Origin of the sequence: Pseudomonas sp. B3(2017), from assembly GCF_002113595.1 — a bacterium.
Taxonomy (GTDB): domain Bacteria; phylum Pseudomonadota; class Gammaproteobacteria; order Pseudomonadales; family Pseudomonadaceae; genus Aquipseudomonas; species Aquipseudomonas ekonensis.
The window spans coordinates 201110-221485 of record NZ_NEIU01000008.1; the positions used below are offsets into that span (position 1 = coordinate 201110).

A 20376-nucleotide genomic window follows, 5' to 3' on the forward strand; every position below is an offset into this window, starting at 1 on the left:
GGGACTAACAGCGGTGACGGGCGGATGGTCGAAATCGCTTTGGATTTGCCGACGTTCAGCCGTGATTAAGATCCAAATTGTTATCATCGCGCCCTCCCGAGCCTGGATGAACGCCGCCCGCCATGTCCAACCTGACCGTTCCCCTCCCCGCCGCGCCCCGGCCCGCCGGCCTTGCGGACGCCTTCTTCGACCGCGACGCCCAGACGCTGGCGCAGGACCTGTTGGGCAAAGTCATCCGCCACCGGGTCGGCGACCTGTGGCTCAGCGCCCGGATCATCGAGACCGAGGCCTATTACTGCGAAGAAAAAGGCAGCCACGCCTCCCTCGGCTACACAGAAAAGCGTAAGGCTTTGTTTCTGGACGGCGGGCACATCTATATGTACTACGCCCGCGGCGGCGATTCGCTGAACTTCAGCGCCCAGGGGCCCGGCAACGCGGTGCTGATCAAATCCGCCTATCCGTGGGTCGATGAGATCAGCGGGCCGGCCAGCCTGGCGCAGATGCTGCTGAACAACCCCGACGCCCAGGGCCGGCCGCGCCCGTCGCAAAAGCTCTGCGCCGGGCAGACCTTGCTGTGCAAGGCGCTGGGGCTGAAGGTGCCGGTGTGGGACGCCAAGCGTTTCGACCACGACGTGCTGCTGGTGGAAGACACCGGCCCCGCCCCGACCCACATCATCCAGACCACCCGGCTGGGCATTCCCCACGGGCGCGACGAGCATTTGATGTACCGCTTCGTCGACGCCGCCTACGCGCAGTGGTGCACCCGGAACCCGTTGCGTCGCGGGCAGGTCGAAGGGCGCGATTACTATTTGCTGCCTTGAATATGCCGGGATCCCGGACAGGCAATGCCCTGTGGGAGCGGGCTCGCGCCTACAAGGATTCTCATGAAATGGATGGAGTGATATGCAATGGGCCAATGGCTCGATAGCGTGACCGGATGGCTGGCGGCCAACCCGCAGTGGCTGGCGGCGGCGGTGTTGATCATCGCGTTCGTGGAGTGCCTGGCGATCGCCGGGATCATCGTGCCGGGCACCGTGCTGCTGTTCACCGTGGCGGTGCTGGCCGGCAGCGGCGCGCTGCCCTTGAGCGAAACCCTGCTGCTGGGCTTTCTCGGCGGGATTCTGGGCGACGCCGTTTCCTATTACCTGGGCCGCCACTTCCACCAGAACATCCGGCGCCTGCCCGGGCTGCGCCACCATCCGGAGTGGATGGCCGGGGCCGAGACCTACTTCCAGCGCTACGGCATCGCCAGCCTGCTGGTGGGCCGGTTCATCGGCCCGCTGCGGCCCATGCTGCCGATGGTCGCCGGCATGTGCGACATGCCCTTCCCGCGCTTCGCCGCCGTGAGCCTGCTGGCCGCCGCCGGCTGGAGTGTCGCCTATCTGCTGCCGGGCTGGGCCACGGGTGCGGCGATCCGCCTGCCGCTGCCCGAAGGTTTCTGGCTGCAGGCCGGCATCGTCGCTGGCAGCATCGCCGCGATGGTGGGCCTGAGCGCCAACAGCAGCCTGCGCCGCCATCGCCGCGCGACCGTCTGGATCGGCGGCATGAGCCTGCTGATCCTGATCGGCCTGTTCATCGGCTACCCCTACCTCACCGCCCTGGATCGGGGCGTGATGACGCTGATCCAGGAACACCGGCAGCCGGCCCTGGACGAAATCGCCGTCACCTTCACGCTGATCGGCGAGTTCCGCAACATGCTGCTGTTCAGCGCCTTGTTCACCGGCCTGTTGCTGCTGATGCGCCAATGGCGCCATGCGATATTCGTCGGCGGCACCCTGCTCGTCACCGCGCTGGCCAACACCGCCACCAAGCACTTCTTCGCCCGTCTGCGCCCCGAGGTGCTGACCGATCCGCTGACCAGCTACAGCATGCCCAGCGGCCATGCCTCGGGCTCGTTCGCGCTGTTCCTGACCCTCGCGGTGCTCGCCGGGCGCGGCCAGCCGCCGCGGATGCGCCTGACCTGGCTGCTGCTCGGCTGTCTGCCGGCCATGGCCATCGCCCTGTCGCGGGTGTACCTGGGGGCGCACTGGCCGACCGACGTGCTGGCCGGTGCGATGCTGGCGGCGTGCGTGTGCGCGGCGGGGCTGTGGCTGATCCAGCGGCAGACGCCGCTCGGGCCGATGCCGCAGAAAGTCTGGTGGCTGGTGCTGCCGGCGCTGGTGGCGCTGTTCGGCCTGTTCGTCATGCGCCACCTGCCCCACGTCATGCTGCGCTACGCCTACTGACCTTCAGGCGCTGCCCCTCAAGCGCTGCCCCTCAAGCAAACAGCTCGCCTTGCAGCTCATCGAGCAGCGCCTGGATCGCGTCCAGCCGCTGCTGCGGGTCGTCGAGCTGGAGCAGGTCCAGCTTGTCCGCCTCGGCGAACGGCAGCAGGTAGGCCAGCTGATTGGCCAACGACTGCTGCCCCGCCGCGTGGGTGCCCATGTCCAGCGCCTCGACCATCGGGTGTTCGGCCAGCGCCTTGAGCAAGGCCACCAGATCCGCGTCCTCGTCCTGCAGCGGTTGCTCGGGCTCGTCGTCCAGCCATTCGACGTCAGCGACGAGCAACTGGTCGCGCTGCACCTCGCTGCGCAGCACCCGGAAGCGCCGCCCGCCCTGCACGCGGATGCCCAGCAGGCCGTTGTCCTGCTGCTGGAAATCGGTGATGCGCGCCTCGCAGCCGACCCGGGCGAAGCCTTCCGGCGCGGCGCCGACCTCGTCGCCGTCGAGGATGCACACCACGCCGAAGCCTGCGCCCTGTTTCATGCAGCGGCCGATCATGTCCAGGTAGCGCGCCTCGAAGATCTGCAAGTCGAGGTTGCAGCCGGGAAACAGCACTGTGTTCAGCGGGAAAAGCGGCAGACTCATAGCCATATCCTTACACCACCATCGACACCGCCAACGGCAGGAACACCGCCGTGGCCACGCCCATCAGACTCATCGCCAGCGCCGCGAAGGCGCCGCACTCATCGCTTTCCTGCAACGCCACCGACGTGCCCACCGCGTGCGCCGTCATGCCCAGCGCCATGCCGCGCGCCTCGGGGCTGCGCACGCCGAGGCGGTCGAGCAGCGCCGGACCGAAGATCGCGCCGATAACCCCGGTGATCAGCACGAACACCGCCGCCAGCGCCGCCACGCCGCCGATCTGCTCGGCCACCAGCATCGCGATCGGCGAGGTCACCGACTTGGGCGCCATGGTCATGAGGATCATGCGGTCGGCGCCGAACCACCAGCCCAGCGCCACGCCCATGCCGGTGGCGACCACGCCGCCTATCACCAGCGTAGTAAAGATCGGCCAGAACAATTGGCGGATGCGCCGCAGGTTCAGGTACAGCGGCACCGCCAGCGCGACGGTCGCCGGCCCCAGCAGGATGCTGAGGATCTCGGTGCTCTTGCGGTACTCGGCGTAGGTCAGGCCGCAGCCGACCAGCACGCCGATCACCAGCAGCATCGACACCAGCACCGGTTGCAGGAAGATCCAGCGGGTCTTCTCGAACGCCGCCAGCACCAGTTGATAGGCCCCCAGGGTGACGCCGATGCCGAACAGCGGATGGTGGATCACCGACGCCCAGGCGCCTTGCCAGTCGAACAGCATCAGGACTCCTCCGTGCCGGCGGCGTGACGCTTGACCAGGCGCTGCATCAGCACCCCGGCGAACGCCATGGACAGGATCAGCGACACCACCAGCGCACCGACGATGGCCCAGAAATCCGCGGCGATGGCGCCGGCGTACACCATCACCCCCACCGCCGGCGGCACCAGCAGCAACGGCAGGTAACGCAGCAGGCTGCCGGCGGCCAGGCTCAGCGGCTCGCCGACCTCGCCCCGTACGATGAGGAACCCCAGCAACAGCAGCAGGCCGATGATCGGCCCCGGCAGCACCGGCAACAGCAAATGGTTGAGCGCCGTGCCGAGCAATTGGAACAGCACCAGCCAGGTCAGGCCACGTAGCAACATCCGACATCTCCGTCCGACCGCCCGCCAAGCACGGGCGGGGCATTATAAGCATGCGGCGCCTATGCACAGGCATTCGCCAAAAGCATGGCAGGTTGACCGGAGCAAATCGCCATGATGATCTACAGTGGTTCGCAGGGCGGTCATGTCCCCCACCTGAAAAACGATAAAACCGATGAACCCAAGGAGAGTCTCAATGCCCTATGTTCCCGTTGCAGAGCTCAAAGATTATGTCGGCAAGGAACTCGGACGTTCCGAATGGCTCACCATCGATCAGGAGCGCATCAACCTGTTCGCCGAAGCCACAGGGGATTTCCAGTTCATCCACGTCGACCCGGTCAAAGCCGCGCAAACGCCATTTGGCAGCACCATCGCACACGGATTCCTGACGCTGTCGCTGATGCCCAAACTGATGGAAGACATCCTGATCCTGCCCCAGGGCGTGAAGATGGTGGTCAACTACGGGCTGGACAGCGTGCGTTTCATCCAGCCGGTCAAGGTCGACTCCAAGGTCCGGCTCAAGGTCGACCTGGTTGACGTGACCGAGAAGAAACCCGGCCAGTGGCTGCTCAAGGCCAACGCCACCCTGGAGATCGAAGGCTCGGAAAAACCGGCCTACATCGCCGAACCGCTGTCGCTCTGCTTCGTCTGAGCACCGGGATGCGAAGCGGCTCACGCCGTTTCGCATCCGCCCCGCCTCCCGGCTGTATATGGTCACCCGGCTGCGGCATACTCGGTCGCCTAATTGCCCGGAACCCGCCATGCGCTCACTTGTGTCCCTTGCCCCGATTGCCCCCCTTGCCCTGGCCCTGATGCTCACCGCCTGCGGCGATGGCGAATCGCTGCTGCCGGCCGATGCGCACCTGCCGGACGGCGGGCGCTACCGCGGCGAGCTGGTCAACGGTCTGCTGCAGGGCCAGGGCCGGGTCGACTACCCCAACGGCAGCTGGTACGCCGGCGCGTTCGACAAGGGCCAGTGGCACGGTCAGGGCGAGTGGCACGGCAGCAACGGCGAGGTCTACCGCGGCCAGTTCCGGCAGGGCCTGTTCGACGGCCAGGGCACCCTGACCACCCACGGCAGCAGCTACACCGGCGGCTTCAAGCTGGGCCGGCGCGACGGCGAAGGCACCCTGAAGGAAAACGCCATGACCTACCGCGGCGAGTTCAAGGCCGACCAGTACGCAGGGCTCGGCCGCCTCGAACTCGACGACGGCAGTTCCTACCAAGGCCAGTTCGCCAACGGCAAGCCCAACGGCGAAGGCCAGCGCGGCGACGCCAGCGGCAATCAGTTCACCGGTCGGTTCGTCAACGGCCAGCTGGAAGGCAACGGCACTTTCAACAGCGCCGACGGCGACATCTATGTCGGCGGCTTCAAGAACAACCAACTGCACGGCAAGGGCCGCTACGAGAACGCCGACGGCGACGTGTGGCTCGGCCAGTTCAAGGAAGGCGCGCTGACCGGCAAGGGCGAACTGATCGGCGCCGACGGCAGCCATTACACCGGTGACTTCAACGACTGGCGCTTCAGTGGCCAGGGCCGCCTGAACCTGTCCGACGGCAGTTTCTACATCGGCCAGTTCGACAGCGACAGCTACGCCGGGCGCGGTACCCTGGTGCTCACCGACGGCACCGTCCTGAGCGGCACCTGGGTCAACGGCCAGCGGGTGCGCGACGCCGACGGCAAGCTGTTGCCCGACACCCTCGAACTGGGTCTGCTGGCCCAGGGCCGGCTGCTCGACGACGCCCTGGGCAACGTGCCCGCCTCGACCCCGGCCGTGGAGCTGTACACCCTGACCTTGGGCGGCGACGGCAAGCAGAGCGTGTTCCTGCGCGAGTCCGACTACGTCGCCAACATGCTCGCCAGCCGTTTCGGCGCCCGCGGCCAGATCCGCCTGGTCAACCACCGCGACCACCTCGGCGACCGGCCGATGGCCACCCGCGAGAACCTGCGCCGCGCCGCCCAGACCCTGGCCGAACGCAGCGGCCCGGAAGACCTGGTGTTCATCTACCTCACCAGCCACGGCACCGCCGAGCACGAACTGGTGCTCGACCAGCCGCGCATGGAACTGGCCGACCTGCCCGCCGACGAACTGGCCGCCGTGCTGGCGCCGCTGAAGAACCGCGACAAGGTCATCGTCATTTCCGCGTGCTATTCCGGCGGCTTCATTCCGGCGCTCAAGGACGAACGCACGCTGATCATGACCGCCTCGCGCGCCGACCGCGTGTCGTTCGGCTGTTCGGAGGAAGCCAACTTCACCTACTTCGGCGACGCGCTGTTCGCCCAGGCGCTGAACCAGACCGACGACCTGGAGCAGGCCTTCAAGCTGGCCAAGGCCACCGTCGCCGAACGGGAGCTGGCGGACAATTTCGAGGCGTCGGAGCCACAGATCTGGGCACCGAAAACCGTGCTGTCGCACTGGCAGCAGCTGCGCAAGCAACAGGCCAGAAAAGCGTTGCAGAGTGCTGCATTGAACGACGGGGCGACAAAGAGCAACTAAGCTGAACAGTATCAAGGGAGAGACACTATGTACTTGACGCCTCAGCATGTCTTGCTTGCCGGAGCCACCGGGTTGACCGGTGAACATCTGCTCGACCGCCTGCTCAACGAGCCGACGATCACCCGAGTGCTCGCCCCTTCACGCCGGCCGCTGGCCGAGCATCCTCACCTGGAAAACCCCGTCGGTGATCCCCAGGCGTTCCTGCCGCAGCTCTCCGGGCGGGTCGACATCGCCTACTGCTGCCTGGGCACCACCATCAAGCAGGCCGGCTCCGAAGAGGCGTTCCGCGCGGTGGACCTGGACATGGTCGTGGCCTTCGCCAAACGTGCCCGGGAAATGGGCGCACGGCACCTGATCGTGATCAGCGCGCTGGGGGCCGACCGCAGATCCTCGATTTTCTACAACCGGGTCAAGGGCGAGATGGAGTACGCCTTGCGCGCCCAGAACTGGCCGCAACTGACCATCTGCCGGCCGTCGCTGCTGCTGGGCGACCGCAGCGAGCCGCGCCTGGGCGAGCAGCTCGCCGGGCCGTTGTCGAAACTGATCCCCGGCAAGTACCGCGGCATCGAAGCCTGCCAACTGGCCCGGGCGATGTGGCGGCTGGCGCTGGAGGAACAGGACGGGGTGCGGGTGGTCGAGTCGGATGAGCTGAGAAAGCTCGGCAAGTGATTGGCGGCGTCTGCGAGGACGCCATCGCCAGCAGGCTGGCTCCCACATTGGAATGCGCAACGCCCAAACCTGTGGGAGCAACTGCCTGCCCCTGACCTGTGGTGTCCGGACTGACGCCATCGCCAGCAGGCTGGCTCCCACTGGGGAGCCGCGAATGGAGCGCGCAGCGCTGCCTTACAGCCCCCCGGTCGCCTGAAACCCGACGCCGATCACCGTCAGCAACGACAACGGCAGCAACAGCGTGTCGAGCAATGCGCTGGCCGGCAGGTCCACCTGGGGATACCCCGGCGCCTCCGCCCCGAACCGATCCTTCGCGCAGCACCCGCCATTGATCGCATACAGATCCAGCCGCGTGCCGGCGTACACCACCGGCGCCCCCGGCTTGGCCGCGTCCAGGGTGCGTGCGGTGGCGCAGCCGGTCAGCTGCAATGCCAACAGAACCGCCAGCAGCTTATTCATCGCTGCTCAGGTGATGTTCGCCCCAGCGCGGCAGCATGTCCTGGGGAATGCCCAGCAGGTTGAGGATGCGCGCCACCACGAAGTCGATCAGGTCGTCGATGGTCTGCGGCTGGTGATAGAAACCCGGCGAGGCCGGCAGGATGGTCACGCCCATGTTCGACAGCTTGAGCATGTGTTCCAGGTGAATGCTCGAATAAGGCGCTTCGCGCGGCACCAGGATCAGTTGGCGGCGTTCCTTGAGAGTCACGTCCGCCGCCCGTTCGATCAGGTTGTTGCAGGCCCCGGTGGCGATGGCCGACAGGGTGCCCGTGGAGCACGGCACCACCACCATCGCCGCCGGCGCGCCGGAGCCCGAGGCCACCGGCGACATCCAGTCTTCCTTGCCGTACACACGGATCTGCCCGTCGGCGGCGCCGGTGTACTCGGTGAGGAACGCCTGCATCATCTGCGGCTTGGCCGGCAGCGACACATCGGTCTCGGTGGCCATCACCAGTTGCGCGGCCTTGGAGATCAGGAAGTGCACCTCGCGGTCCTCGCGCACCAGGCAGTCCAGCAGGCGCAGGCCGTACTGGGCGCCGGACGCGCCGGTCATCGCCAGGGTGATGCGTTCCGGGCCGTTGTTCATTTCAGCGCCTCGGCCAGTTTGCCGTGCAGGCCGCCGAAGCCGCCGTTGCTCATGATGACCACGTGGGTGCCGGGCTGGGCCTGGCTCTTCACACGCTCGATGATGCCTTCCAGCGAATCGCTGACGACCGACGGCACCGAACATTGCGCCGCCGTGGCCGCCAGGTCCCAGCCCAGGTTGGCCGGCGCGTACCAGATCACCTGGTCGGCATCGGTCACGCTGTCCGGCAGGCCGTCGCGGTGCGCGCCCAGCTTCATGGAGTTGGAGCGCGGTTCGATGATCGCGATCAGCGGCGCGTCGCCGATGCGCTTGCGCAGGCCGTCGAGGGTGGTGGCGATGGCGGTCGGATGGTGGGCGAAGTCATCGTAGATGGTGATGCCGCGCACCTCGGCGACCTTCTCCATCCGGCGCTTGACGCTCTTGAACGCGCTCAGGCCGGCGATGGCCATCGACGGCACCACGCCGACATGGCGGGCGGCGGCCAGGGTCGCCAGGGCGTTGGCGACGTTGTGCTGACCGGTCAGCTCCCACTCGACCACGCCTTGGGACTGGCCGTCGAACATCACTTCGAACGCCGAACCGTCGTCCTTGAGCAGCTTGACCTGCCACTGGCCGCCGGCGCCGGTGGTCTGCACCGGCGTCCAGCAACCCATCTCGATCACCCGCTGCAACGCAGGCTCGGTGGTCGGGTGGATCACCAGGCCTTCGCTCGGGATGGTGCGCACCAAGTGGTGGAACTGCCGCTCGATGGCCGCCAGGTCAGGGAAGATGTCGGCGTGATCGAACTCAAGGTTGTTGAGGATCGCGGTGCGCGGACGGTAGTGGACGAACTTGGAGCGCTTGTCGAAGAAGGCGCTGTCGTACTCGTCGGCCTCGATCACGAAGAACGGCGTGCCGCCCAGCCGCGCGGACACCGAGAAGTTCTGCGGCACGCCGCCGATCAGGAAGCCCGGGCTCATGCCCGCGTGCTCCAGCACCCAGGCGAGCATGCTGCTGGTGGTGGTCTTGCCGTGGGTGCCGGCGACGGCCAGCACCCAGCGGCCCTGGAGGACGTGGTCGGCCAGCCACTGCGGGCCGGAGACATACGGCAGGCCCTTGTTCAGCACATATTCCACGGCCGGATTGCCACGGGACATGGCGTTGCCGATCACCACCAGGTCCGGCGCCGGATCGAGCTGCGCCGGGTCGTAGCCCTGGGTCAGCTCAATGCCCTGGGCCTCGAGCTGCGTGCTCATCGGCGGATAGACGTTGGCGTCGGAGCCGGTGACGTGATGGCCCAGCTCTTTGGCCAGAACCGCCATCGAGCCCATGAAAGTCCCGCAGATACCCAGAATATGAATGTGCATAGTCGACCTCGTAAAACATGGCCGCAGGGTAGCGCAGGGTGGGGCAAATGGCACCTTGTGTTTGTGGCGGGGAGCACGCTCCCTCGCCACCGGTCAGGCGGAACGGGCGATGCCGTGCTTGCGCATTTTCCTGTACAGGGTGTTGCGGCTGATGCCCAGCTGCTGCGCCGCATGCGTCATGTGCCAGCGCGTCTGCTCCAGCGCACTGAGCAAGGCCACCCGCTCCGCGTCGTCCAGCGGATGCCCGGACAATGCCTCGACCGGTTGCACCGCCGCAGGTCGCGCCTGGCGGATCATCGCCGGCAGGTCGTCCAGCCTGATCCGCCCGTCCTCGCACAACGCCGCCAGGGTGCGCAGCACATTGCGCAGTTGCCGCACGTTCCCCGGCCAGTTGAACGCCAGCAGCGCCTGACGCGCCGCCTCTTCGATCACGACCGACTCCCCGCCCGCCTCTTCGGCCAGCAGGAAGTCCAGCAACTGCGGTTTGTCGCTGCGCTCGCGCAATGCCGGCAACGTCACCTCCAGACCGTTGAGCCGGTAATACAGGTCCTCGCGAAAGCCGCCGTCCTCGACCCGCTCCAGCAGGTTGCGGTGGGTGGCGCTGATGATCCGCACATCGACCGCCTCGGCCTCGCCGCCGATCGGCACCACCTGGCGGTCCTCCAGCACCCGCAGCAGGCGGGTCTGCAAGGCCAGCGGCATGTCGCCGATTTCGTCCAGGAACAGCGTGCCGCCGTCGGCCTGCTGCAGCTTGCCGCGCATGCCTTCCTTGCGGGCGCCGGTGAAACTGCCGCCGCGGTAGCCGAACAGTTCGCTCTCGATCAGGCTTTCGGGGATCGCCGCGCAGTTGAGGGCGACGAAGGCCTTGGCGCCGCGCTGGCTGGCCAGGTGCACGGCCTTGGCCACGGCCTCCTTGCCGGAACCGGTCTCGCCGTTGATCAGCAGCGGCACGTCGCGCTCGAAGACGCGCAACGCCTTGCGAAAGTCCGCTTGCAGTCCGGCATCGCCCAGGCAAATGCCCGGCAGGCTCGGCGCCGGCGGCTTGACCGGAGCCGGCACGGCCGGTAGCGGCCTGCGCGACTCGCCCCGCAGCACCGCGAACAGAGGACGCCCGTCGCGGGTGCGCAGCGGCCAACTGGCGCTCGCGTGGGCGCTGGCCCGGCCCAGCAGCTCATCCAGCGAACAGTCGAAGAACGCCTCCACCGGCTGGCCGAGCAGACCGCCACGGATGTGCCCGAGCAGGTTCAACGCGCTCTGATTGACCGCGCTGATCCGCCCTTCCCCGTCGAACGCCAGCAGACCTTCGCTGAACAGGCCGACGGATTCGGCCTGCAAGTGAAAGCGCAGCAGCCATTGATTGTCGAAGCAGCGCAGGAAATAGCAGCTCTCGATCATCTTCGCCGACAGGTTGACCAGCGCCATGGTGTGGAATTGGCTCTGGCGCGAGACGTCCGGCCGGGCCGACGACACGTCGAGCACCGCCAGCAGCTCGCCGTGGGGGTCGAACACCGGGCTGGCGGAACAGGTCAGGCCGGTGTGCTGGCCGCGAAAGTGTTCGCCTTGGTGAATGGTCAGCGCCTGGCGCTCCACAAGGCAGGTGCCGATGCCGTTGGTGCCTTCGCAGGCTTCGCTCCAGTCGGCGCCGAGCCACAGCCCGGCACGTTCGAAGCTCTTGCGTTCGGCCGGGTCGGTGACGCAGTTGAGGATCACCCCGCGGGCGTCGGTCAGCAGCACCGCATGGCCGGCGCCGGACAGTTGCTGGTGCAGGCTGCTCATTTCATTGCCGGCGATCTGCAGAACCTGCTGCAGGCGTTCGCGGCTTTCGAGGACGCGACCGTGCTCAAGCACGGTCGGCGCCATGGCCAGGGCCGGGTCGAGGTGGTAGTCCTCAAGGCAACGCAGCCACGAACGGGCGATCGACGGATCGGCGCCCGGCCCGTGCAGGCGCGGCTTGCCCTGGGTGACGGTGAGCACCTGTCGGACGTGGCGGCTCAGATGGTTGTCGTGCATTTCTTATTGTTCTCCCCGCGGCTTGCGGCGAAGGCGCTTGCGCCCTCATCGCAGAGTGACCTGCATGGCGATTCGAGGCCCAGCATCCTCCAGCCACCGGCGCTTTGCAATGCTGGCGGAACCGCCCGGTCACAGGTTGTGCCGCAGGCGGTACAAACTGTCACGCCACCTGTACCGCAATCGCCACAAGCGCCGGCCGCCTGTCCGGCAAAACCGGTGCAAGGCCTTGATTTTCCTGACTTGCACGGCGCTGGCCCGACCTTTGCTCTACGCTTAAAGCAAGCGCACATGCGCCTCCCGACAAATACAAAAGCAAGGAGAAACCATCATGCGTTACGCTCACCCGGGTACTGAAGGCGCCAAGGTCTCGTTCAAGAGCAAGTACGGAAACTACATCGGCGGCGAGTTCGTCGCGCCTGTCAAAGGCCTGTATTTCACCAACACCTCGCCGGTCAACGGCCAACCGATCGCCGAATTCCCGCGTTCCACCGCCGAAGACATCGACAAGGCCCTGGACGCCGCCCACGCCGCCGCCGATGCCTGGGGCGCCACCTCGGCGCAGGCCCGTTCGCTGATCCTGCTGAAGATCGCCGACCGCATCGAACAGAACCTCGAACTGCTGGCGATCACCGAGACCTGGGACAACGGCAAGGCCATCCGCGAGACCCTCAACGCCGACATCCCGCTGGCCGCCGACCACTTCCGCTACTTCGCCGGGTGCCTGCGCGCCCAGGAAGGCAGCGCCGCCGAGATCGACGGCAACACCGTGGCCTATCACATCCATGAGCCGCTGGGCGTGGTCGGCCAGATCATCCCGTGGAACTTCCCGCTGCTGATGGCCGCCTGGAAACTCGCCCCGGCCCTGGCCGCCGGCAACTGCGTGGTGCTCAAGCCTGCCGAGCAGACGCCGCTGGGCATCAGCGTGCTGATGGAACTGATCGGCGACCTGCTGCCGCCGGGCGTGCTCAACGTGGTGCAAGGGTTCGGCAAAGAGGCCGGCGAAGCCCTGGCCACCAGCAAGCGCATCGCCAAGATCGCCTTCACCGGCTCGACCCCGGTCGGCTCGCACATCATGAAGTGCGCCGCCGAGAACATCATTCCGTCCACCGTGGAGCTGGGCGGCAAGTCGCCGAACATCTTCTTCGAAGACATCATGCAGGCCGAGCAAAGCTTCATCGAGAAGGCCGCCGAAGGCCTGGTGCTGGCGTTCTTCAACCAGGGCGAGGTCTGCACCTGCCCCTCCCGCGCCCTGGTGCAGGAGTCGATCTACCCGGCGTTCATGCAAGAGGTGATGAAGAAGATCAAGCAGATCAAGCGCGGCGACCCGCTGGACACCGACACCATGGTCGGCGCCCAGGCGTCCGAGCAACAGTTCGACAAGATCCTCTCCTACCTTGAGATCGCCGAGAAGGAAGGCGCCGAGCTGCTCACCGGCGGCAAGGTGGAAAAACTCGACGGCAGCCTGTCGACCGGCTACTACATCCAGCCGACCCTGCTCAAGGGCACCAACAAGATGCGCGTGTTCCAGGAGGAAATCTTCGGCCCGGTGGTGAGCATCACCACCTTCAAGGACGAAGCCGAAGCCCTGGCTATCGCCAACGACACCGAGTTCGGCCTCGGCGCCGGCGTCTGGACCCGCGACATCAACCGCGCCTACCGCATGGGCCGCGGCATCAAGGCCGGCCGCGTATGGACCAACTGCTACCACCTGTACCCGGCGCACGCCGCGTTCGGCGGGTACAAGAAGTCCGGCGTCGGCCGTGAGACCCACAAGATGATGCTCGACCACTACCAGCAGACCAAGAACCTGCTGGTCAGCTACGACATCAATCCGCTGGGCTTCTTCTAAGATCCGGGGCGGCGCCGCAACCCCGGTGCCGCCTTCCCGACCGCCTCGCGGGCACGCCCGCGAGGCGCCCTGAATGACCACCACCCAAGGCCTGGCCGCTCTGGCACGGCCCTTGCGTACCCGTCATCCAGGATCCGCCCTGCATGCGCCACACCTGAAAGTCCAACAGACCGAACAATAAAAAGAGTGAAGAGAGGACTTATGACTTCCACCACACAGCTCAAACCCACCCTCGGCACCCTGCACCTGTGGGGCATCGCCGTCGGCCTGGTGATTTCCGGCGAGTACTTCGGCTGGAGCTACGGCTGGGGCACCGCCGGCACCCTGGGCTTTCTGGTCACGGCCCTGATGGTCGCGACCATGTACACCTGCTTCATCTTCAGCTTCACCGAGCTGACCACCGCCATCCCTCATGCGGGCGGGCCGTTCGCCTACAGCCGCCGGGCCTTCGGCGAGAAAGGCGGGCTGATCGCCGGGATCGCCACCCTGATCGAATTCGTGTTCGCCCCGCCGGCCATCGCCATGGCCATCGGCGCCTACCTCAACGTGCAGTATCCGGGGCTCGACCCGAAAGTCGCGGCGGTCGGCGCGTACTTCGTGTTCATGACCCTGAACATCCTCGGCGTCAGCATCGCCGCCACCTTCGAGCTGGTGGTCACCGTGCTGGCGGTGGCCGAGCTGCTGGTGTTCATGGGCGTGGTCGCGCCGGGCTTCAGCTTCAGCAACTTCGTGCTCAACGGCTGGTCCGGCGCCAACGAGTTCAGCCTGGCCTCGGTGCCGGGGATCTTCGCCGCCATCCCGTTCGCGATCTGGTTCTTCCTCGCCATCGAAGGCGCGGCCATGGCGGCCGAGGAAGCCAAGGATCCCAAACGCACGATTCCGCGGGCCTACGTCAGCGGGATCCTGACCCTGGTGTTCCTCGCCATCGGCGTGATGGTGATGGCCGGCGGCGTCGGCGACTGGCGCCAGCTGTCGAACATCAACGACCCGCTGCCTCAGGCGATGAAGGCGGTGGTGGGCAACAACTCGACCTGGATGCACATGCTGGTGTGGATCGGCCTGTTCGGCCTGGTGGCGAGCTTCCACGGGATCATCCTCGGCTACTCGCGCCAGTTCTTCGCCCTCGCCCGCGCCGGCTACCTGCCCAAGGGGCTGGCCAAGCTGTCGCGCTTCCAGACCCCGCACCGGGCGATCATCGCCGGCGGCGTCATCGGCATCGCCGCGATCTACAGCGACGGCCTGGTCAACCTGCAAGGCATGAGCCTGACGGCGGCGATGATCACCATGTCGGTGTTCGGCGCCATCGTGATGTACATCATCAGCATGCTCAGCCTGTTCAAGCTGCGCCGCACCGAACCGAACCTGGAGCGCACCTTCCGCGCGCCGGGCTATCCGGTGGTGCCGGCCATCGCGCTGTTCCTGGCGGTGGTGTGCCTGGTGGCAATGGCATGGTTCAACGCCCTGATCGGCTGCGTGTTCCTCGGGTTCATGGCCGCCGGCTACCTGTACTTCCAGCTGACCGCCAAGCAACGTTCCGAAGCGCCGGCGGACGCTATGCTCGAAGGTGTATGAGATGCACCGGCACCGGGCCGCGCGCCCGGTGTCTGCCTTATAGAAGTGCATGCAGTCCCTCCCGCAGGGAACAGAGTCATCCACAGATTCAGGAGGAACGCGCCCCATGGCCGCATTCGCCCATACCGTCGGCGCCCAGACCTACCGCTTCGACAGCCTCAAGGAGGTGATGGCCAAGGCCAGCCCCGCCCGCTCCGGCGACTTCCTGGCCGGGGTCGCCGCGCTCAACGACGGCGAACGGGTGGCCGCGCAGATGGCGCTGGCCGACATCCCGCTCACGCACTTCCTCCAGGAAGCGCTGATCCCTTACGAGTCCGACGAAGTCACCCGGCTGATCATCGACAGCCACGACAGACAGGCCTTCGCCGCCGTCAGCCACCTCACCGTCGGCGGCTTTCGCGACTGGCTGCTCAGCGAAGCCGCCGACGAAGCCAGCCTGCGCGCCCTCGCCCCCGGCCTGACCCCGGAGATGGCCGCCGCCGTGTCGAAGATCATGCGCGTGCAGGACCTGGTGCTGGTGGCGCAGAAGATCCGCGTGGTCACGAAGTTCCGCGGCACCCTGGGCCTGCGCGGACGCCTGTCCACGCGCCTGCAGCCGAACCACCCGACGGACGAGCCCGCCGGGATCGCCGCGAGCATCCTCGACGGCCTGCTGTACGGCAACGGCGACGCCATGATCGGCATCAACCCGGCCACCGACAGCATCGCCTCGATCTGCGCGATGCTGGAGATGCTCGACGCCATCATCCAGCGCTACGACATCCCCACGCAGGCCTGCGTGCTGACCCACGTCACCACCTCCATCGAGGCGATCAACCGGGGCGTGCCGCTGGATCTGGTGTTCCAGTCCATCGCCGGCACCGAAGCGGCCAACGCCAGCTTCGGCATCAACCTCAATGTGCTGCAGGAAGGCTACGAAGCAGGCTTGAGCCTGAACCGCGGCACCCTGGGGCAGAACCTGATGTATTTCGAGACAGGCCAAGGCAGCGCGCTGTCGGCCAACGCCCACCACGGCGTCGACCAGCAGACCTGCGAGACCCGGGCCTACGCCGTGGCGCGGCACTTCAAGCCGTTCCTGGTGAACACCGTCGTCGGCTTCATCGGCCCGGAGTACCTCTACAACGGCAAGCAGATCATCCGCGCCGGCCTCGAAGACCACTTCTGCGGCAAGCTTTTGGGCGTGCCGATGGGCTGCGACATCTGCTACACCAACCACGCCGAAGCCGACCAGGACGACATGGACACCCTGCTGACCCTGCTGGGCGTGGCCGGGATCAACTTCATCATGGGCATCCCCGGCTCCGACGACATCATGCTCAATTACCAGACCACCTCCTTCCACGACGCCCTCTACGCCCGCCAGACCCTGGGCCTGAAGCCGGCGCCGGAGTTCGAGCGGTGGCTGGCGAACATGGGCATCTTCACCCAGGCGGACGGCACGGTCCGCTTCGGCAACCAACTGCCGCCGGCCTTCCGCCAGGCGCTGGCGCAACTGGGATGAGCCTCATGGAAAAACCGCCCGTCGATCCGCAAAACCCCTGGCTGGCCCTGCGCAACCTGACCCCTGCACGCATCGCCCTGGGCCGCACCGGCACCAGCCTGCCGACCCGCGCGCAGCTGGACTTCCAGTACGCCCACGCCCAGGCCCGGGACGCGGTGCACCTGCCGTTCGACCACGCCGGGCTCGCCGGGCAACTGAACGGACGCGGGCGCGACAGCCTGCTGCTGCACAGCGCCGCGAGCGACCGCAACAGCTACCTGCAACGCCCGGACCTTGGGCGCAGGCTCAGCGAACCGTCGGCGCAGGCCCTGCGCGAATACGCCGCCGCCCATCCCGGCGGCGTCGACCTGGCCATCGTCGTGGCCGACGGCCTCTCGGCGCTGGCCGTCCATCGCCACACCGTGCCGTTCCTCACGCGCCTGGAAGAGCAGATGGGCGCCGACGGATGGTCATGCGCGCCGGTGATCCTGGTGGAACAGGGCCGCGTGGCCATCGGCGACGAGATCGGCCAACTGCTGGGCGCCAAAATGGTGGTGATGCTGATCGGAGAGCGCCCGGGCCTCAGTTCGCCGGACAGCCTGGGTTTATATTTCACCTACAATCCTAAGGTCGGCCTCACCGATGCCTACCGCAACTGCATCTCCAACGTGCGGCTGGAGGGCTTGAGCTACGGCATGGCGGCCCACCGTTTGCTGTACCTGATGCGCGAAGCCTGCCGGCGGCAGCTCTCGGGCGTGAACCTGAAGGACGAAGCGCAGGTTCAGACACTGGAGTCGGAAGACGGAACAGACATGAAAAGCAATTTCCTGCTGGATCCGCCCCCGGCCTGAACCGTTTCCGCATTGCCTTCGCGCGTCGGTTTGAGGCAGGATCGACGCACGGCCGCCCGGGTTTCCCATTGCCGTCAGCGCACGTGAAGACAGCCAATTGAAGGACGAGACCTACCATGCGGATTATCCAAGCGACCCTCGAACACCTGGATCTGCTGACCCCGTTGTTCGTCAAATACCGCGAGTTCTACGGCTCGCTGCCTTATCCGGACTCGTCCCGGGCGTTCCTGGAAAAGCGCCTGCGGCGCAAGGAGTCAGTGATCTACCTGGCCCTGGCCGATGACGACGACCGCAAACTGATGGGCTTCTGCCAGCTCTACCCGAGCTTCTCCTCACTGTCGCTCAAGCGCGTGTGGATCCTCAACGACATCTACGTCGCCGAAGACGCCCGCCGGCAACTGGTGGCCGACAACCTGATCCGCACGGCCAAGAAAATGGCCAAGGACACCCAGGCCGTGCGCATGCGCGTGTCCACCAGCAGCAACAACGAAGTGGCGCAGAAAACCTACGAGTCCATCGGCTTCAAGGAAGACACCGAGTTCAAGAACTACGTGCTGCCGATCAGCGACGAGCTTTGAACGCCTACCGATGACGGAGCCGGCTCCTTTTGCGAGGGAGCCGGCGCCCGCTCAAGCGCTCCCTCGCCACGGCCCCGCCAGACTGACAATTCCTCACACCGCGACATTCCCCGCTACAAAACCAACACGCTTTTCACGTCTCAAACCGTATAATCCCGACCTTTCCGGCTTGTAAGAAAAACTACACCTGCGTGTAGCCTTTCACGAAGTCATCCGCACAGGCCTGCCGAGTCGGGCCGTCACCACAGGTGCCCACATGGATTTCAACCCGATCGACCTGATCCTGCATCTCGACGTCTACCTCGACATGCTGGTGACCAACTACGGCACCTGGATCTACGCCATCCTGTTCATGGTGATCTTCTGCGAGACCGGCCTGGTGGTGATGCCTTTCCTGCCGGGCGACTCCCTGCTGTTCATCGCCGGCGCCGTGGCGGCAGGCGGCGGCATGGATCCGGTGCTGCTGGGCGGCCTGCTGATGCTGGCGGCGATCCTCGGCGACAGCACCAACTACGTGATCGGACGAACGGCGGGCGAGAAGCTGTTCAGCAACCCGAACTCGAAAATCTTCCGCCGGGACTACCTGCAGCAGACCCACGACTTCTATGACAAGCACGGCGGCAAGACCGTGACCCTGGCGCGCTTCCTGCCGATCATCCGCACGTTTGCGCCGTTCGTCGCCGGCGTGGCGAAGATGCCTTACCCGCGCTTCTTCGCGTTCAGCGTGTTCGGCACCGTCCTGTGGGTCGGCGGCCTGGTGACCCTGGGCTACTTCTTCGGCAACGTGCCGTTCATCAAGAAGAACCTGTCGTTGCTGGTGGTCGGCATCATCCTGCTGTCGCTGGTGCCGATGATCATCGGCGTGGTGCGCAGCCGCCTCGGCGGCGCCGGCTCCAAAGCCGCTTCGCGCTGATCCCGTGTGGTCGCTGAGCGCCTGGCGACGCCGGCGCATCCTGGCCAGGCACCCGATTGCCGATGACCTCTGGCAACGGGTGCGCCATCAGCTGAGCTTCCTCGACGGCATCAGCGCCGACGAAGACCGCTGGCTGCGCGAGGCCAGCGTGCTGTTCCTTGAGGACAAGCACCTCACCGCGCTGCCCGGCGTCGAGCTGCACCAGGAGCAGCGCCTGCTGCTCGCCGTCCAGGCCCAGTTGCCGCTGCTGCACCTGGGCGACCTGAACTGGTACCGGGGCTTCCACGAAATCATCCTCTACCCCGACGACTTCCTCAGCCCCCAGCGCCACCGCGACGCCGCCGGCGTGGAGCACGAGTGGGACGCCGAGCACAGCGGCGAAGCCTGGCAGCACGGGCCGGTGATCATGGCTTGGCCCGGCGTGATGGCCAGCGGCGGCTGGGAAGGCTACAACCTGGTCATCCACGAACTGGCGCACAAGCTCGACATGCTCAACGGCGACGCCAACGGCCTGCCGCCGCTGCACGCCGACATGCGGGTCAAGGACTGGGCGACGGTCATGCAGGCGGCCTACGACGATCTCAACCGCCAGCTCGACCGCAACCCCGACGCCGAAACCGCCATCGACCCCTACGCCGCCGAGAACCCGGCCGAGTTCTTTGCCGTCACCAGCGAGTACTTTTTCAGCGCCCCGGACCTGCTGCACGAGAGTTATCCACAGGTGTACGCGCAGCTGCGGCTTTTCTACCGCCAGGATCCGTTGGGCAGGCTGCGGCAACTTCAGGCGCACGACCCGGTCTATCAGGCTCACGACTGAGGCGGCACGTGGCACCGGCAACAGAATGTGCCTATAATCGCCGCCACTTTTTGGTCAATCCGGCCAAGTGTTTTTGGTCAACTAACGGGGGCACCGCCCAATGAGCTACAGCAAGATCCCGGCTGGCAAAGACCTGCCGAACGACATCTACGTCGCGATCGAGATCCCGGCCAACCACGCGCCGATCAAATACGAAATCGACAAAGACAGCGATTGCCTGTTCGTTGACCGTTTCATGGCCACCCCGATGTTCTACCCGGCCAACTACGGTTACATCCCGAACACCCTGGCCGACGACGGCGATCCCCTGGACGTGCTGGTCGTGACCCCTTACCCGGTCGCCCCAGGTTCGGTGATCCGCGCCCGTCCGGTCGGCATCCTGAACATGACCGACGACGGCGGCGGCGACGCCAAGGTCGTTGCCGTTCCTCACGACAAGCTGTCCCAGCTGTACGTTGACGTGAAGGAATACACCGACCTGCCGCCGCTGCTGATCCAGCAGATCGAGCACTTCTTCGCGAACTACAAGGATCTCGAGAAGGGCAAGTGGGTCAAGATCGAAGGCTGGGACGGCGCCGATGCCGCCCGCGCCGCGATCACCAAGTCGGTGGCCGCCTACAAGGGCTAAGCGCACCGCTTGAAGAAAACCCCGGTCGATCCGGGGTTTTTTGTGCCTGTCGATCCGGCTTTTCAACAGCGCGTTTAACACAAGGTGCCACGGTTGCCGGCTGTTTAAACTTTCCAAAATGCAACTTACATCCGGTCTTAAATTGCCG

The 20376-nt window shown here is 66.2% G+C and carries 20 protein-coding genes; 13 read left to right on the plus strand and 7 right to left on the minus strand.

What is annotated here, in order from left to right; translation table 11 throughout:
* Nucleotides 1–122 precede the first annotated feature (122 nt).
* On the plus strand, nt 123–821 hold the full coding sequence (locus CAG33_RS14465; protein WP_085585969.1) for a DNA-3-methyladenine glycosylase: 699 nt from the start codon (nt 123–125) through the stop codon (nt 819–821).
* An 87-nt stretch (nt 822–908) separates the two neighbouring features.
* Nucleotides 909–2225 (plus strand): bifunctional DedA family/phosphatase PAP2 family protein, encoded by a 1317-nt coding sequence (locus CAG33_RS14470; RefSeq protein ID WP_085585967.1) that lies wholly within the window; start codon nt 909–911, stop codon nt 2223–2225.
* 31 nt (nt 2226–2256) lie between these two features.
* On the opposite strand, the gene CAG33_RS14475 is transcribed toward CAG33_RS14470, so the two are convergent.
* Genes CAG33_RS14475 through CAG33_RS14485 form a run of 3 tightly spaced genes read right to left on the minus strand, consistent with a single transcriptional unit; the run spans nt 2257 to nt 3936 of the window.
* Nucleotides 2257–2847, minus strand: a complete 591-nt coding sequence (locus CAG33_RS14475) for an LON peptidase substrate-binding domain-containing protein (RefSeq protein WP_085638939.1) — start codon at nt 2845–2847, stop codon at nt 2257–2259.
* A 10-nt stretch (nt 2848–2857) separates the two neighbouring features.
* The gene (locus CAG33_RS14480; protein WP_085632385.1) at nt 2858–3574 is read right to left on the minus strand and encodes an LrgB family protein; all 717 of its coding nucleotides are present in this window, start codon (nt 3572–3574) and stop codon (nt 2858–2860) included.
* Nucleotides 3574–3936 carry a CidA/LrgA family protein gene (locus CAG33_RS14485; protein ID WP_085585961.1) on the minus strand — a complete coding sequence of 121 codons (363 nt, stop codon included), beginning with the start codon at nt 3934–3936 and terminating at the stop codon, nt 3574–3576. Before CAG33_RS14485 ends, CAG33_RS14480 begins: the two co-directional genes overlap by 1 nt.
* Nucleotides 3937–4129: 193 nt before the next feature.
* Between CAG33_RS14485 and CAG33_RS14490 the strand changes: the two genes are divergently transcribed.
* The 3 genes from CAG33_RS14490 (at nt 4130) to CAG33_RS14500 (ending at nt 7100) form a co-directional block, all read left to right on the plus strand.
* Complete coding sequence (locus tag CAG33_RS14490; protein WP_085585959.1) at nt 4130–4585, plus strand: MaoC family dehydratase; 456 nt, start codon at nt 4130–4132, stop codon at nt 4583–4585.
* Between the two features lie 109 nt (nt 4586–4694).
* The gene (locus CAG33_RS14495; RefSeq protein ID WP_085585957.1) at nt 4695–6431 is read left to right on the plus strand and encodes a C13 family peptidase; all 1737 of its coding nucleotides are present in this window, start codon (nt 4695–4697) and stop codon (nt 6429–6431) included.
* A 27-nt stretch (nt 6432–6458) separates the two neighbouring features.
* Nucleotides 6459–7100: an oxidoreductase gene (locus tag CAG33_RS14500; protein ID WP_085585955.1), complete on the plus strand. Its 642-nt coding sequence runs from the start codon at nt 6459–6461 to the stop codon at nt 7098–7100.
* Nucleotides 7101–7274: 174 nt separating this feature from the next.
* On the opposite strand, the gene CAG33_RS14505 is transcribed toward CAG33_RS14500, so the two are convergent.
* The 4 genes from CAG33_RS14505 to CAG33_RS14520 all read right to left on the minus strand — a co-directional run bounded on the left by CAG33_RS14505 (nt 7275) and on the right by CAG33_RS14520 (nt 11540).
* Nucleotides 7275–7559, minus strand: a complete 285-nt coding sequence (locus CAG33_RS14505; protein WP_085585953.1) for a YceK/YidQ family lipoprotein — start codon at nt 7557–7559, stop codon at nt 7275–7277.
* Complete coding sequence (gene ubiX, locus CAG33_RS14510; RefSeq protein WP_085585951.1) at nt 7552–8184, minus strand: flavin prenyltransferase UbiX; 633 nt, start codon at nt 8182–8184, stop codon at nt 7552–7554. Before ubiX ends, CAG33_RS14505 begins: the two co-directional genes overlap by 8 nt.
* On the minus strand, nt 8181–9530 hold the full coding sequence (gene mpl / locus CAG33_RS14515; RefSeq protein ID WP_085585949.1) for a UDP-N-acetylmuramate:L-alanyl-gamma-D-glutamyl-meso-diaminopimelate ligase: 1350 nt from the start codon (nt 9528–9530) through the stop codon (nt 8181–8183). Before mpl ends, ubiX begins: the two co-directional genes overlap by 4 nt.
* A gap of 93 nt (nt 9531–9623) precedes the next feature.
* Nucleotides 9624–11540 (minus strand): sigma-54-dependent Fis family transcriptional regulator, encoded by a 1917-nt coding sequence (locus tag CAG33_RS14520; RefSeq protein WP_085638942.1) that lies wholly within the window; start codon nt 11538–11540, stop codon nt 9624–9626.
* A gap of 328 nt (nt 11541–11868) precedes the next feature.
* Here CAG33_RS14520 and CAG33_RS14525 point away from each other — a divergent pair, with 328 nt between their 5' ends.
* From CAG33_RS14525 to ppa, 8 genes are all read left to right on the plus strand, one after another.
* Nucleotides 11869–13389, plus strand: coding sequence for an aldehyde dehydrogenase family protein (locus CAG33_RS14525; protein ID WP_085585945.1), 1521 nt, complete (start codon nt 11869–11871; stop codon nt 13387–13389).
* A 201-nt stretch (nt 13390–13590) separates the two neighbouring features.
* Nucleotides 13591–14961, plus strand: a complete 1371-nt coding sequence (gene eat, locus CAG33_RS14530; protein WP_085585943.1) for an ethanolamine permease — start codon at nt 13591–13593, stop codon at nt 14959–14961.
* Nucleotides 14962–15067: 106 nt separating this feature from the next.
* On the plus strand, nt 15068–16462 hold the full coding sequence (locus CAG33_RS14535) for an ethanolamine ammonia-lyase subunit EutB (RefSeq protein WP_085585941.1): 1395 nt from the start codon (nt 15068–15070) through the stop codon (nt 16460–16462).
* Nucleotides 16463–16467: 5 nt separating this feature from the next.
* A complete protein-coding gene (gene eutC, locus CAG33_RS14540; protein ID WP_085586016.1) occupies nt 16468–17292 on the plus strand; it encodes an ethanolamine ammonia-lyase subunit EutC in 825 nt (274 codons plus the stop codon).
* Between the two features lie 116 nt (nt 17293–17408).
* Entirely contained in the window at nt 17409–17870 is a 462-nt protein-coding gene (locus CAG33_RS14545) for an N-acetyltransferase (RefSeq protein WP_085585939.1), read from the plus strand.
* A gap of 256 nt (nt 17871–18126) precedes the next feature.
* Nucleotides 18127–18783 (plus strand): DedA family protein, encoded by a 657-nt coding sequence (locus tag CAG33_RS14550; RefSeq protein WP_085585937.1) that lies wholly within the window; start codon nt 18127–18129, stop codon nt 18781–18783.
* A gap of 4 nt (nt 18784–18787) precedes the next feature.
* Nucleotides 18788–19600, plus strand: coding sequence for a zinc-dependent peptidase (locus tag CAG33_RS14555; protein WP_085585935.1), 813 nt, complete (start codon nt 18788–18790; stop codon nt 19598–19600).
* Nucleotides 19601–19700: 100 nt separating this feature from the next.
* Complete coding sequence (gene ppa / locus CAG33_RS14560) at nt 19701–20228, plus strand: inorganic diphosphatase (RefSeq protein ID WP_085585933.1); 528 nt, start codon at nt 19701–19703, stop codon at nt 20226–20228.
* Nucleotides 20229–20376 lie beyond the last annotated feature (148 nt).

Excerpts from the sequence above, each read along its gene's own strand:
- CAG33_RS14550 (WP_085585937.1), top strand. The coding sequence starts at position 18,127 with ATGGATTTCAACCCGATCGACCTGATCCTGCATCTCGACGTCTACCTC.
- CAG33_RS14520 (WP_085638942.1), bottom strand. The coding sequence starts at position 11,540 with ATGCACGACAACCATCTGAGCCGCCACGTCCGACAGGTGCTCACCGTC.
- CAG33_RS14485 (WP_085585961.1), bottom strand. The coding sequence starts at position 3,936 with ATGTTGCTACGTGGCCTGACCTGGCTGGTGCTGTTCCAATTGCTCGGC.
- CAG33_RS14500 (WP_085585955.1), top strand. The coding sequence starts at position 6,459 with ATGTACTTGACGCCTCAGCATGTCTTGCTTGCCGGAGCCACCGGGTTG.
- CAG33_RS14480 (WP_085632385.1), bottom strand. The coding sequence starts at position 3,574 with ATGCTGTTCGACTGGCAAGGCGCCTGGGCGTCGGTGATCCACCATCCG.
- CAG33_RS14545 (WP_085585939.1), top strand. The coding sequence starts at position 17,409 with ATGCGGATTATCCAAGCGACCCTCGAACACCTGGATCTGCTGACCCCG.
- CAG33_RS14490 (WP_085585959.1), top strand. The coding sequence starts at position 4,130 with ATGCCCTATGTTCCCGTTGCAGAGCTCAAAGATTATGTCGGCAAGGAA.
- eat (WP_085585943.1), top strand. The coding sequence starts at position 13,591 with ATGACTTCCACCACACAGCTCAAACCCACCCTCGGCACCCTGCACCTG.
- CAG33_RS14475 (WP_085638939.1), bottom strand. The coding sequence starts at position 2,847 with ATGAGTCTGCCGCTTTTCCCGCTGAACACAGTGCTGTTTCCCGGCTGC.
- ppa (WP_085585933.1), top strand. The coding sequence starts at position 19,701 with ATGAGCTACAGCAAGATCCCGGCTGGCAAAGACCTGCCGAACGACATC.
- CAG33_RS14470 (WP_085585967.1), top strand. The coding sequence starts at position 909 with ATGGGCCAATGGCTCGATAGCGTGACCGGATGGCTGGCGGCCAACCCG.
- CAG33_RS14525 (WP_085585945.1), top strand. The coding sequence starts at position 11,869 with ATGCGTTACGCTCACCCGGGTACTGAAGGCGCCAAGGTCTCGTTCAAG.
- CAG33_RS14495 (WP_085585957.1), top strand. The coding sequence starts at position 4,695 with ATGCGCTCACTTGTGTCCCTTGCCCCGATTGCCCCCCTTGCCCTGGCC.
- ubiX (WP_085585951.1), bottom strand. The coding sequence starts at position 8,184 with ATGAACAACGGCCCGGAACGCATCACCCTGGCGATGACCGGCGCGTCC.
- CAG33_RS14535 (WP_085585941.1), top strand. The coding sequence starts at position 15,068 with ATGGCCGCATTCGCCCATACCGTCGGCGCCCAGACCTACCGCTTCGAC.
- eutC (WP_085586016.1), top strand. The coding sequence starts at position 16,468 with ATGGAAAAACCGCCCGTCGATCCGCAAAACCCCTGGCTGGCCCTGCGC.
- CAG33_RS14465 (WP_085585969.1), top strand. The coding sequence starts at position 123 with ATGTCCAACCTGACCGTTCCCCTCCCCGCCGCGCCCCGGCCCGCCGGC.
- CAG33_RS14505 (WP_085585953.1), bottom strand. The coding sequence starts at position 7,559 with ATGAATAAGCTGCTGGCGGTTCTGTTGGCATTGCAGCTGACCGGCTGC.
- mpl (WP_085585949.1), bottom strand. The coding sequence starts at position 9,530 with ATGCACATTCATATTCTGGGTATCTGCGGGACTTTCATGGGCTCGATG.